At 57.6% G+C, this 12,888-nt stretch carries 7 protein-coding genes; 5 read left to right on the forward strand and 2 right to left on the reverse strand.

The window, feature by feature from the left end; translation table 11 throughout:
* The first annotated feature begins 56 nt into the window (after positions 1-56).
* Entirely contained in the window at positions 57-3,074 is a 3,018-nt protein-coding gene (locus tag HBM95_19280; GenBank protein NIH45050.1) for an autotransporter domain-containing protein, read from the forward strand.
* 61 nt (positions 3,075-3,135) lie between these two features.
* On the opposite strand, the gene HBM95_19285 is transcribed toward HBM95_19280, so the two are convergent.
* Positions 3,136-3,663, reverse strand: a complete 528-nt coding sequence (locus HBM95_19285) for a helix-turn-helix domain-containing protein (GenBank protein NIH45051.1) — start codon at positions 3,661-3,663, stop codon at positions 3,136-3,138.
* 673 nt (positions 3,664-4,336) lie between these two features.
* Here HBM95_19285 and pgaA point away from each other — a divergent pair.
* From pgaA to pgaD, 4 genes are read left to right on the forward strand one after another with little or no spacing between them, the layout of a single operon-like run.
* A complete protein-coding gene (gene pgaA / locus HBM95_19290) occupies positions 4,337-6,775 on the forward strand; it encodes a poly-beta-1,6 N-acetyl-D-glucosamine export porin PgaA (protein NIH45052.1) in 2,439 nt (812 codons plus the stop codon).
* A gap of 8 nt (positions 6,776-6,783) precedes the next feature.
* The gene (pgaB, locus tag HBM95_19295; protein ID NIH45053.1) at positions 6,784-8,727 is read left to right on the forward strand and encodes a poly-beta-1,6-N-acetyl-D-glucosamine N-deacetylase PgaB; all 1,944 of its coding nucleotides are present in this window, start codon (positions 6,784-6,786) and stop codon (positions 8,725-8,727) included.
* The gene (gene pgaC / locus HBM95_19300; GenBank protein NIH45054.1) at positions 8,720-10,051 is read left to right on the forward strand and encodes a poly-beta-1,6 N-acetyl-D-glucosamine synthase; all 1,332 of its coding nucleotides are present in this window, start codon (positions 8,720-8,722) and stop codon (positions 10,049-10,051) included. Before pgaB ends, pgaC begins: the two co-directional genes overlap by 8 nt.
* Positions 10,048-10,482, forward strand: a complete 435-nt coding sequence (gene pgaD, locus HBM95_19305) for a poly-beta-1,6-N-acetyl-D-glucosamine biosynthesis protein PgaD (GenBank protein NIH45055.1) — start codon at positions 10,048-10,050, stop codon at positions 10,480-10,482. Before pgaC ends, pgaD begins: the two co-directional genes overlap by 4 nt.
* Before the next feature lie 471 nt (positions 10,483-10,953).
* Here pgaD and gss read toward each other — a convergent pair whose 3' ends face one another.
* The gene (gene gss, locus HBM95_19310) at positions 10,954-12,819 is read right to left on the reverse strand and encodes a bifunctional glutathionylspermidine amidase/synthase (GenBank protein NIH45056.1); all 1,866 of its coding nucleotides are present in this window, start codon (positions 12,817-12,819) and stop codon (positions 10,954-10,956) included.
* Between the last annotated feature and the right edge of the window lie 69 nt (positions 12,820-12,888).

Consider the following 12,888-nt stretch of genomic DNA (forward strand, 5'->3'; position numbering starts at 1 on the left):
GTTTTCATATAAAAACGATTTTCCAGACATCACGCTAATGAGTACGGAGATAGCCCGTGAATAACTCTACATCGCATTCTTTAGCGGTTAAGACGCCGCTTTCCAGACTTTACCTCGCTCTATTTTCCGCGCCGCTGCTACTGCTTTCATCTGCCGATTTCGCGCGCGCAGCCGATGCTTTTTTTGACGGCGACTCGCGTATTACCGAAACGCTGGGTTACACCGGCGATGTTTACGTTGGACGTAATCAACCCGGAAACCTGCTGATCGATAATGGCAAAATCACCGCCTATAACATCAACATCGGACGGCTGTTCGATGGCCAAATTTATGAAAGCGTGGTCACGGTCCGTGGGCCAAACGCCGAGCTTAACGCGGTGAACGATCAGTATGTCCTGCGCGGCGACCTGAATCTTGGCCTCGGCACCCTGCGAGTCGAAGAGGGTGCGTTGGCCAGCGCAAAAGAGATCGTTGTCGGCACTACCCGCGGCTACGACAGCCACCTTATCGCCACGGGTGCCGGCTCTCGCGTGACCAGTAATTTTCTTAGCGTAGGCACCGATCTGGGCGCACGCTCCACGCTGGCGATTGAGGACGGCGCGGCGCTCAGTACCGCCTACGATGCGCGCATCGGCAACGGTACCGGGCCGGGTGAAACCGACACGCTGAGCCCGAAAGCCACCGTCACGGGGAGCGGCTCACAGTGGAATGTTGGCCGTACGTTAACGCTTTATGGCGACCTGGACGTGCTGAACGGCGGTGCGGTTAACGTTGGCGGCGTACAGGTGGCGGGCGTCTCCGGGGCAGGTAAAACCGCCGAGCTGGTTATTGCGGGCAAAGACTCGCGCTTTACCAGCGGCAGCAGCGTGAGCGTGGGCGATTACGGCAATGGCGTGCTGTCTGTAATTGACGGCGGTTCATTTTCCGCTGGCAGCAATGCGCTGATCGTGGGGACTTCGGGTTCCGGTTCGAATCGGGGTGCACTCATCATCGGCAGCCGCGGCAACATGGACACCGGCACAGGTTTAACTGAGCCAACGCTTGGCACAGCGGGCGGCGCAGGTACTCTCGATGCGAATACGGCAATCAGCCTGCGCGGCGGGCTGTTCGGCAGCTATGTCTACTTCAACCATACCGACGGAAATTACGTCTTCAGCAACAAGATGAGCGGCGAAGGTGAGGTAATCAATACCTCCGGGCAGACAACGCTGAACGGCGATCTTTCAACCCTTCAGGCGAACGTGACCGCACGCGGTGGCAAAGTCATTATTGCCAGCAACATCAACACCCAGCCAGAAGACGATATTTTTGATATTCAGACCCTTAGCGCCGAGAACGGCGGGACGCTGATCCTCAACGCGACGGCGGGAACCGACGTCAGCAACGGGCTGGGCTACAGCAGCGCCGCGTCAATCAAGGCCGGCGGTACACTGGGGGGGAACGGCACGCTGGGCCAGACCGAGATCCTGTCCGGCGGGCATATTTCACCAGGGGATGGCGATATCGGCACGCTGACGCTGAAGCGTTATCTGAATTTTGTGGGTGAGTCTTTCTATGACGTCGATATCGCCGGTGATGGCCGCAGCGACCAGTTGCTGGTAGCGGGCAAAACGACCATCAGCGATCGGGCTCAAGTCCAGGTCACCGCGCTGGATCCGCAAACCAGCTACAAAACGGGCCAAAGCTACCGCATTTTAACCTCCGACGGGGGAATTGACGGTCAGTTCGCGGGGGCGATTTCCAAATCCGCCTTCCTGGACGTGGCGCTCAACCAGAGCACTAACGCCGTCGATCTGACCATCGCACAGAAAGAGACCGGCGGCGAGAATCCTGGAGGCGAAAACCCGGGAGGTGAAAATCCAGGAGGAGGAAACCCAGGCGGTGAGAATCCTGGCGGTGAGAACCCGGGGGGAGAAAACCCTGGCGGTGAGAATCCGGGCAGCGGCAAACCGGGGATTTTCCAGACCGTCGCCAATAGCAGCAACCAGTGGAATACCGCCGGCGCGCTCTCCACGCTGACGCAAAGCGGCCCGTCGCTGGCGCTGTACAACTCGCTGCTGGTGCTGAGCGCGCCGGAAGCGCGCGAGGCGTTCAACCAGCTGTCCGGTGAAGTTTATCCGTCATTACAGTCCAACCTGATCGCCGGCAGCACGCAGGTGTTTAACGTGTTAAACCAGCGAATGCAGCGCGCGTTTGATAACGACAGTCTGCCGATACCACCGTTAGCGATGTCGCTGGTGCAGCAGCCGGAGCCGCAAAACAATGGCGTCTGGGGCCAGACCTTCAGCTCCTGGAGCCGAAACAGCGGCGACGGTAACGTGGGCAAGCTGGACGGTAATACCACCGGCTTTCTGCTTGGGGCCGATCGCAAGCTCGCGGACCATAACGTGCGTGTCGGCGGCTACTTCGGCTACAGCCGGGGCGATTACGACGTCGACAGCCGTCGCTCCTCAACGGATACCGACAACTACCACCTTGGCCTGTATGCAGCCGGTCAAAAGGATGCATTCTCCCTTCGCGGCGCGCTGGGCTACACCTGGCACAAGATCGAAGGCGAGCGCAATGTTGATTTCAGCGGCTTCTCGGATCGGCTGAAGTCGGATTACGACGCCAACTCGCTGCTGGCGTTCACCGAAGCGGGCTACCGTTTCGGCCAGCCTGATATGAATATCGAGCCGTTCGTCAATTTATCGTACATTCGGCTGCATACCGACAGCTTCAGGGAAGACGGCGGTGCCGCCGCGCTGAGCGTGCGTAACGAAACGATGAACACCTTCTATTCCACCCTCGGGGTGCGCGGTGTGACCGAGTTGCCGAAGAACGTTAACCTCTACGGTTCGTTGGGCTGGCAGCACGCCTATGGCGATAAGAATACCTCTTCGCGCATGGCGTTTGCGGGCAGCGACGCGTTCATTACTCAGGGTCAGGCCGTGGATGAGGACGTGATGGTGGGTGATATCGGCGTGAGCGTACAGCTGTCGCGTGCTGCGACGCTGGATGTGGGTTATCAGGGGCAATATGGTGCGGATACCCGCGTCAACTCGGTTAACGCTAATCTGCGCTGGTCGTTCTGACCTATCTGCATTTAAAAAACCCGCCCTCGTGGCGGGTTTTTGCTTTTGGCTTCTGACAATGTCAGGGATCGTTCCCAACCGCGTCCAGCAGTTTATTTTTAAAGATAAATAAACACGCCTCGTTGAAGTTCTCCGCCCCCAGGCGCTCCGACAGCGCCGTTCGTTTGCGGTAAAGGCTTTTAACCGACGTGTTCAGCTCATCGGCAATCGCCTCCATCGACATCCCTGCCCTCAGCAACCGCAGCATGATTGCTTCGTGCGTGCTAAGCCGCAAGTTAAGCAGCCATTTGGTGGACAGGCGCCTGCCCTTCATATTGAGCACCAGGTTAAATAACGACGCCATATCCGGCGCTGTAAGCGACGTGTTCATAAACAACTTCATACTGAGTAGATTCTCCTCGCGATGTCGCATATCCAGCATAACGCAGCAGATCGTTTTTTTTGTTCTGGCCGGATGGCGTATCAGGTAGTCATATAAGCGGAGCGGAGAACGACTATCAATCAACACAGAATATTCATCTGCACCGTTATCAAATATGTTTCTGTCAATCGAGTCGAGCAGGATAATATCCGGGAAAAATAGCCTCATCCCCCTGACAAGATAGCGATCCTGAGTCACTAACACTATTGAAGTTGCCACTAACCATCCCTTTTAGATTAAAGCAAGAACGCGCCTTCAGAAAGAAGGCCGCCTTCGTTTTATAGCGCTGTAATATTAACGACAATATGTATTCTGGCGTTGAACACCCCTCAATACAGACATTGATGAGCAAGACTTCCTGTAGACTTTCATTCAATGGCTGGCATTAATTATAAATAAAAAACAACCTCAGAAAAGACACTTCTCTGAACATTAAGAATTTTTGTCATGAAACTTCCCAAACATGCACCAGAAAGTACTTTAAATGCTACAATCAAACCGCATTTAAAATATAAAAAAGCCAACCACTCAAAAAATAAAAATCAATAATATCAATTAGTTGTAATTATAAGCTCAATTCTCAATAATCACCAAAAGCATCTCATTCCAGAATTATCCCAAAACTTCCCATCAGCTTTTCACCATATTTATCCGGCAACATATCAGGTGTACATTACCTTCCACTCAGCTCACAAAGAGGAGGAACCATAATTACCTTTAAGTAAGTACCCCGTAACGTTAATGCATTCAGATTTAATGTTCTCATTTATGGCCTTTAACGAAGAGTTAAAAGGCGGCCGTGTTATGCAATGGATTCATGATAAACAAATGGCAAATAGATATGGAAAGATCGCTTCGCTTCAATACGTTATTCTTTTATCGCGTCCCAGGATTATTGTTTCTGCTATTTCTGTTTCCTGTTCTCGGTCAGGCAACGGAATCCGTTTATGAGCAACAGATTCAACAGGCGCGTAACGGTAATTACGCGCCGTTTCTCAATTACCTTCAGCGTTATCAGCAACAGCATGCTCTGACGCCTGAGCAAGTCGCGGACTGGTTACAGGTGGCTGCATGGGCTGGTCGCGATGACGAGGTGATTCAGGTCTGGCGGCGTTACGGCATTTATATGCCGCTGCCCGCTCGCGGCGTTGCTGCCGTCGCGCAATCCAGGCGAAATCAAAAAGCATGGCAGCCGGCTCTCGTGCTCTGGAAAGAGGCGCGTAGCCTTGCGCCGGATAATGACGATTATCGTATCGGCTATATTAAAACCCTGGCCGATGCCCGCATGGATACGCTCGCTCTGCATGAAGCCCGTCAGCTGGTGACGGAGGATCCCTCTCCGGCGCATCTTCAGACGCTCTCGTACGTCTGGTTACGCCAGGGAAAAAGCTGGGATCGGCTTTTAGCGGACACGCGCGCGCTGGCCCTCGCGCCGGAGAATAAAGCGCTCCTCAGCGAGCTGATTGATGCGCTAACGGATAGCCGGGTGAGTACCCCCGCGCTGATGCTGTCGCAAAGGGTAACGCTGCCCCCCGCGCAGCGACGCCGTCTTGAGCTTAATGCCGCCGCCGAATGGGTTCGGCTGGCCGATGTTCCTGGCAGAACGGAAAAGGAGCGTCTGCAGCTGGCGCAAACGGCACTGAATCGTTACGACGCCCTGCTCTCCCGCTGGCAAAACGAACCGCAGGCAGCGGAAGACGTCATCCTCGCCCGTATCGACAGGCTTGGCGCGCTGTACGCGCATGGCGATTATCCGCAGGTCATCCGTGAATATCAGGCGCTGAGGGACGCGCAGCATCCCGTGCCGGGCTGGGCCATCGGCTGGGTGATCTCCGCGTATCTGCAGGAGAAAAACGCGGCTGCCGCCTTCGCGCTTCTGCAACGCTATCCGCAATACGCCGCCGATCCGCAGGATGAGGAGCATGCGCTTTTCTACGCCTGGCTGGATACCGGGCAGTATCAGGCCGCCCACCGCTACGTTGAGCGCCAGACCCGCAACGTTCCGTGGACCCGCTACGATTTTGGGTCCCCTGTCCCTCAGCCGAACGATCGGTGGCTTACCGGGCAGTCGCTCAAATTTAACTATTTGCTCTCGACTAACGCCCTTCCGGAAGCCGAAAAGCTGGCACACCGTCTGGCGACAACGGCGCCGGGCAATCAGGGGTTGCAGATTGACTATGCCACCCTGCTTCAGGCACGGGGCTTGCCGCGCGCGGCCGAGAAAACGTTGAAAAGGGCGGAGGCGCTGGAGCCATCAAATCTGGAGCTAGAGCAGCAGCAGGCTTACGTCGCCATGGATCTGCAGGAGTGGCGACAGATGGATTTACTGGCCGACGATGTGCTTGCCCGCGCCCCCGTCGATCGCAGCGCCAGGCGTCTGGACAGACTCCGAACGGTCCACCACATGTCCGAGCTGCGCCTCAACGCGAGCAAGGGTTTGCACTCCGATAACCCCATCAGCGGGACGCACGACCTGAACCTGGACGCCACGCTCTATGGCCCCCCCGTGGCGGATAGCTGGCGGCTGTTTGCCGGCACCCGCTATGCGCAGGGGAATTTCGATGAAGGCAAAGGCACCAGCCATCACCTCCTGGGTGGCGTCGAGTGGCGTCCTCGCGACCTTCAGCTCGAAGCCGAGCTCTCCAGCAACCGCTATCACGGGGCAAACAAGCCAGGCGCTCGCCTCTCAGCAACGTACTTTCTCGATGATAACTGGCAGGTCAGCGGCAGCCTTGAACGCTTATCCCGCACCACGCCCCTGCGGGCCTTACGCAACGGGATTAGCGCCAACCGGGGTGAAGGCGGGGTGCGTTGGTATCAAAACGAGCGCCGTGAGTATCAGTTCAGCGCCGCCGTCAGCCGCTTCTCCGATCATAACCGCCGGCAGGAATACACCCTTGCGGGTAAGGAGCGTCTCTGGCAGACCCCGACCCTGACGCTGGATCTCGAACCGGGGATCGCCGCCAGTAAAAACAGCCTGCGGGACACGCTCTATTACAACCCGGCGCGGGATCTGTCCGTGACGGCTGCCCTGGCCGTTGACCATGAAATGTACCGCCATTACGACACCCTCTGGAGCCAGCAGTTCGTGGCGGGAGGCGGCAGCTACTGGCAGAAAAATCAGTCCGCTGGCGCCATCGCCCTGCTGGGTTACGGACAACGCGTTCAGTGGAACAACGTTATTGATACCGGCGTGATGCTGAACTGGGACAAGCGCCCTTACGACGGCAAACGCGAGAGCAACCTCTCCGTCACGCTTGATGCGACTTTACGCTTTTAAGGATGAATATGCTGAACACACGATTTTCCGCGAGCCTGATACTCATCGGCTGGCTCTGCCTCAGCGCGAGCGTCTGCGCGCAGGCGATTTCGTTCGTTGCGCCCAAAGCGCGGCCGCAGCCGGAGGCGAGCAAACCCTGGCCGCAGAACCAGTTTCTGGTGCTGGCCTACCACGACGTCGAAGACGATGCCGCCGATCAGCGCTACCTCTCCGTGCGCACCAGCGCGTTAAACGAGCAGATAAGCTGGCTTCTGCACAACGGCTATCACGCCATCAGCGTGCAGGACATTCTGGACGCGCATGACGGAAAAAAAACGCTGCCGCCAAAAGCCGTTCTGCTCAGCTTTGACGATGGCTACAGCAGCTTCTACACCCGCGTATGGCCACTGCTCAAGGCTTGGAACGTTCCTGCGCTTTGGGCGCCGGTGGGCAGTTGGGTGGATACGCCAGCAAACCAGAAGGTGAACTTTGGCGGCCTGATGACGCCCCGCGATCGCTTCGCGACCTGGGACATGGTGCGCGAGCTCAGCCAGTCCCCGCTGATTGAAATCGGATCGCATACCTGGGCCTCGCATTACGGCATCGTCGCCAACCCGCAGGGCAGCCGTGAACCGGCTATCGCCAACCGCTTTTATGACAAAGCCACGGGCCGCTATGAAACCGACCAGCAGTTCAGCCAGCGGATCGGCGATGACGTTCGCGAAGTGACTGAAAAAATCACGCAGGTGACGGGCAAGGCGCCGCGCGCCTGGGTCTGGCCTTACGGCGCCGCAAACGGTACGTCGCTCGCCATCGCCAGACAGCAGGGTTATCAGCTGGCCTTTACCCTTGAGGACGGGCTGGGGAATGTGCAGGAGCTGGGCAACATCCCCCGCCTGCTGATCGCCGGGAATCCCTCGCTCAAGGCGTTTGCCAGTACGGTCAGCCAGGTTCAGGAGCGCGATCCCGTGCGCGTCATGCACGTCGATCTCGATTACGTTTACGATCCCGATCCGGCCCAGCAGACCCAAAACATCAACAGGCTGATCCAGCGGGTCTACGACATGAAAATCAGCCACGTTTTCCTGCAGGCGTTTGCCGACCCGCAAGGCGACGGCAGGATCAGGGCGCTCTATTTCCCCAACCGCCGGCTTCCGGTCCGGGCCGACCTCTTTAACTTTGTCGCCTGGCAGCTGCAAACCCGCGCGGGCGTGAAGGTCTTCGCGTGGATGCCGGTGCTCTCGTTCGATCTCGATCCTTCCCTGCCACGCGTGCAGCGTCGGGACGATCGAACCGGTCAGCTGCGCGAGGCCAATGAGCCCTATATCCGGCTTTCCCCGTGGGACCCGCAGGTTCGCCAGCAGGTGACGGAGATCTATGAGGATCTGGCCCGCCATGCCAGCTTCAACGGGGTCCTGTTCCATGACGATGCGGTGCTGACAGACGTTGACGTTGACGCTGCCGGGCAGGACACGACGCGTCAGAAAAGCCGGAGGCTTATCGGGTTTACTCGCGCCCTGGGCCAGGCGGTGAAGCATATCCGCGGCCCGCAGATAAAAACCGCGCGCAATATGTTCGTCTTACCCATTCTGCAGCCCGAAAGCGAAGCGTGGTTTGGGCAGAATCTCGATGATTTTCTTGCGGCCTATGACTGGACGGTACCGATGGCCATGCCGCTGATGGAGTCCGTTCCGGCGAACGAGAGCAATGCCTGGCTGACGCGTTTGATCAAAGCCGTCGCCACGCGGCCCGGCGCGCTGGATAAAACCATATTCGAACTGCAGGCCAGAGACTGGGAGCAGAAACCGCAGCGCGCCGTTTCCGACAGCCAGCTTGCGGCGTGGATGCGCGTCCTCCAGCTTAACGGCATCAAAAACTACGGCTACTACCCTGACGATTTCATCAATAACCAGCCTGATATCTCACGCATCAGGCCCGTATTTTCTTCCTACTGGTACCCTGACAATGACTGATCGCATTATCGCATTCTCTATTTTATGTCTGGTATTCGGGTTGCCGTTAGGCGTGGCAGCCCTCTTTACCGGCGAGCTGATTCTGGATTTTGTCTTCTTCTGGCCGCTGTTTATGTCCGTGCTCTGGGTCACCGGCGGGCTCTATTTCTGGTTTCAGCTTGAACGCCGCTGGTCGTGGAATAAAGACACACCCGCCCCGGTACTTGCCGGCGAGCCGCTCATCTCCATTCTTATCCCCTGCTTCAACGAGGGACGAAATGCCCGGGAGACCATCAGCGCCGCGCTGGATCAGCGGTATGAAAATATAGAAGTTATCGCCATCAATGACGGCTCCTCTGACAACACGGCGGAGGTATTGCAGGCGCTGGCGCAGGAGCAGCCGCGCCTGCGGGTGATCAACCTCGCGGAGAACCAGGGAAAAGCCGTGGCGCTCAAAGCCGGGGCGGCGGCGGCCCGGGGCGATCTGCTGGTCTGCATTGACGGCGACGCCCTGCTCGACCGCGACACCGCAGCTTATCTGGTAGCGCCGCTGATTCATTATCCCCACGTTGGGGCGGTTACCGGGAACCCGCGCATTCGCACGCGCTCCACGCTGATTGGCCGCATTCAGGTAGGCGAGTTTTCGTCCATCATTGGGCTCATCAAGCGGACGCAGCGGATCTATGGCCGGGTCTTTACCGTCTCCGGCGTCATCGCCGCCTTTCGCCGGCAGGCGCTGGCGGACGTTGGGTACTGGAGCCCGGACATGATCACCGAAGACATCGACATCAGCTGGAAGCTCCAGCTGCGCCACTGGGATATCTTTTTCGAGCCGCGGGCGCTGTGCTGGATCCTGATGCCGGAGACGCTCAAGGGCCTGTGGAAGCAGCGTCTGCGCTGGGCCCAGGGCGGCGCGGAGGTGTTTCTGGTCAACCTGCGCAAGATGGTGCGCTGGGAGCATCACCGCATGTGGCCCCTGTTTCTGGAGTACGCGCTGTCAACGCTGTGGGCCTTCGCGTATGCGATAACGGTGCTGCTGTTCGTCATCAGCCACGTCGCGCCCATTCCCGCCAGGCTGACCGTTGAAACCCTGTTTCCCCCGGCGTTTACCGGGCTGCTGCTGGGCGTGATGTGCCTGCTGCAGTTCCTGGTCAGCTTGTACATCGAGCGGCGCTATGAGCGCAAGGTGGCAAGCTCGCTTTTCTGGGTGATTTGGTTCCCGATGGTCTACTGGATGATTGGCCTGTTCACCACCCTCGTCGCATTTCCAAAAGTCATGCTTAAACGTCAGCGTGCCCGCGCGCGCTGGATCAGTCCGGACCGGGGAAAAGGGAGCCTTCAATGAACGAAAATACCTTAATTTTGACTGAACATCGCTTGCTGCCACGTCTTTTCGATGCCACGTTAACCGCGATGGCGTGGGGCGGATTTCTGTTTTTCCTGTATGCCAGGCTGTGGATGCAGTTAACCGAGGAGAGCGACCACCGGTGGAGCGTGATTATTGCCTCCTTTAATACGGTGTTGATCTATTTGCTGTTCGCCGCGCTCAACGGCTGGCTGCTGATTTTGTGGTATCAGTACAACCGCCGCCGCACGCACGCAAGGCGCCGCCAGCCGGGCTATTTTCGCCAGGAGGAGCTGGCCCGCAGCTTTAATGTCTCACCGCAGATCATCTCCGAGATGAGCCAGTACAACCTGCTGACGGTTTATCATGACCAGATTGGACGCATCATCGATCTGAAGATCAGCGAGCAGCTGGAAGAGGAAGAGCAGTAACGAAAAGCCCCCGCAGGATGCCCTGCGGGCTGAGGGATCCACAGTAATTTTTAAGCAGAAGCAATAACCTTGTTTCAGAACGGCTTTAGGCTTTCAGCGATGCCCTGGTCCGGCTGTAAATCGCTGAGGCGTTTGCCTTCCGGCCGGGGCGAGGCGCATGGATGCGCCGAGAGGGCGGGCTTTACAGGGACGTTACCTCCGCCCGTCCCCGATAAGCCGGAAGGAATAAGCCGAGGGCACCGCGAAGCGGCGATTTACCGCCGGGAGCCCGGGTCGCCAGGGTGGTGGCGACTGAGCCACCCTGGCACGTTCACAGGTATTGTCGTTAAAGAGTAGCAAGGAACATACAGTGAACGGAATGACCACCAGAGCCGTATGTTCCCCCCCACCCCAGCCCTCTCCCTCAAGGGAGAGGGGGTCGTCTGTGCAGACATTATGTTGTAGGGAACCCTCAACCCTGCGGGGGGATTTTTATAGCGAGTCTTTAACCACAATCAGCGGCTCAATATCGCTCTCTTTTTTCACCACCAGCGAATCGTCGCCGCGCAGGCAGGTCCCGCCGTAGTTTCCGCCCACGGTAAAAGTGCAGACCTGAATGTACTTGCCGTCGACGTTCGGCAGACACCACAGCTGCTGGTAGATGTTTTTACGGTCAACAAACTTGCCGCTGGATTTATCCAGCAGCTCGTCCTGGGCGCTGATGAGATCGATATTGCTGCCGCAGCGGCCGGCAATCGGCTTAACGGCGTATCCGGTCTGCTTCAGCAGGTCGTTAACCTCAAAATCGGTATCGAGCAGGTAGCGGTGGTTCGGGAACAGCTGCCACAGTACCGGAAGAATCGCCTTGTTTCCGGGAATAACGGTCCACAGCGGTTCGAAGACCAGCACTTCCGGACGCAGCAGAACATCAATCAGGCGCACTTCGCCCTCAGGATGCCCGGTGCGGATCGGCACGGCGGCGTATTCGGTTTCGCTCACCTCGCGGATCTGCTCTATCGCCGTTTCCCACGCCCAGGTTTTCCACACGCAGTTGACGTGGCGGCCCTCGTCGTCAATCAGCTGCCCGGCGGCATCCCAGCTCAGCGCGCCCAGCCCGTGCAGGATTTTGGTCTCGAACCCGGCCTGTATCAGCGAACGCTGAATAAAGAGCGCGTGATAGTCCTCTTCCACATCGTTGTCCTGCATGATGTGGACGAACGGCCGCGCGTGGCTGTGCTTCCATGCGCCGGTCAGCTCTTCCAGCAGCCCTTCTGCCGGGTTATGCCCGTTGCCGCGATAGCCGTTTTTCACCCACTCTTCAAGAATGAGCCCGCCTTCAGTGTGACAGGACGCGGAGTCGGCGTTGTACTCGTAGACCTTAATGCCGCGCTCATCCATACAGAAATCCATACGACCGGTGATCATATGGTGGCGACGCCACTGCCAGGAGAGGCGCAGGCGCGGCCAGAGGATTTTCGGGATGTCGAACAGCGCCAGCAGGCTGTCGTCTTTCAGCACTTTGTCGGTGGCGTGCAGGTACATCAGATGCAGTTCGTTGGTGGCCTTGATAAGCTCCTGCTCGGCGCTTTCGGTGATGGTAAAATACTGGCAGGGATCTTTGTTGATCACATGACCGTTCGCGCGGATATACGCCTGCTGAAGCGCATCGTCCTCGTTGAGCCATTTCCCATCGAACTGACGTTTGTTTTTCAGCCGCGCGCCGCGGATTTTCAGTAGTTCGCCGTCAGGTTCAGGCTGGGGAATGCTGTGCTCCGTGTCATCCGTCTGGATCATCCAGCCGAGAATTTCGGTATCGCTGAAGGTGTCATGGAGGGTGTAGCAGCCGTTTTCCACGGTCATGCGCAGCTCCCGCGTCCACTGCTGCCCGAGCGGCAGTGGGGAGTGAATCACGTTCTGCTCCGCAATACGCACCTTATCGTCCAGAAGCTGGGTAATCACCGCCACGTGGCCGGTCTCGTGAAACTCGCCGCCTTTTTGCCAGATCAGCAGCGCGCCCGCGCGCGGCGCGCGTTTTGAGCCATTGGCAAAAGCCTGAAGGGGCAGAATGTTATCGTTCACCACCTGGCGTAAAAAGCGCAGGGAGAAGATCTCCCACGCCATGCCGACGTCGGTAAACACGAAGCCATAGTTGAGAAACAGGAAACGGCGGGCAAACTCAACGCACTGCCACTTGTGGCCCATGTATTCGTTGCCGATATAGCTGCGAAAATCCGCGTCTTCGGGGTATTTGCGCGGATCCAGACTGCCGTAATTTGAAGAGTAAATCGCCACGCCACCGGGCGCATAGCCTAACAATGTCCCAAATGGCGCATCACTGCTTAACGTTCCTTTACGCATGTATCCAACCTAAAACAGGCAGGCGGCAATTTTTTAAGGGTTGTCGTCGTCTGCACGTTGTAATTAACC

Source organism: Enterobacter asburiae (assembly GCA_011754535.1).
GTDB lineage: Bacteria > Pseudomonadota > Gammaproteobacteria > Enterobacterales > Enterobacteriaceae > Enterobacter > Enterobacter cloacae_N.

Excerpts from the sequence above, each read along its gene's own strand:
- gss (NIH45056.1), bottom strand. The coding sequence starts at position 12,819 with ATGCGTAAAGGAACGTTAAGCAGTGATGCGCCATTTGGGACATTGTTA.
- pgaB (NIH45053.1), top strand. The coding sequence starts at position 6,784 with ATGCTGAACACACGATTTTCCGCGAGCCTGATACTCATCGGCTGGCTC.
- pgaA (NIH45052.1), top strand. The coding sequence starts at position 4,337 with ATGGAAAGATCGCTTCGCTTCAATACGTTATTCTTTTATCGCGTCCCA.
- pgaD (NIH45055.1), top strand. The coding sequence starts at position 10,048 with ATGAACGAAAATACCTTAATTTTGACTGAACATCGCTTGCTGCCACGT.
- HBM95_19285 (NIH45051.1), bottom strand. The coding sequence starts at position 3,663 with ATGAGGCTATTTTTCCCGGATATTATCCTGCTCGACTCGATTGACAGA.
- pgaC (NIH45054.1), top strand. The coding sequence starts at position 8,720 with ATGACTGATCGCATTATCGCATTCTCTATTTTATGTCTGGTATTCGGG.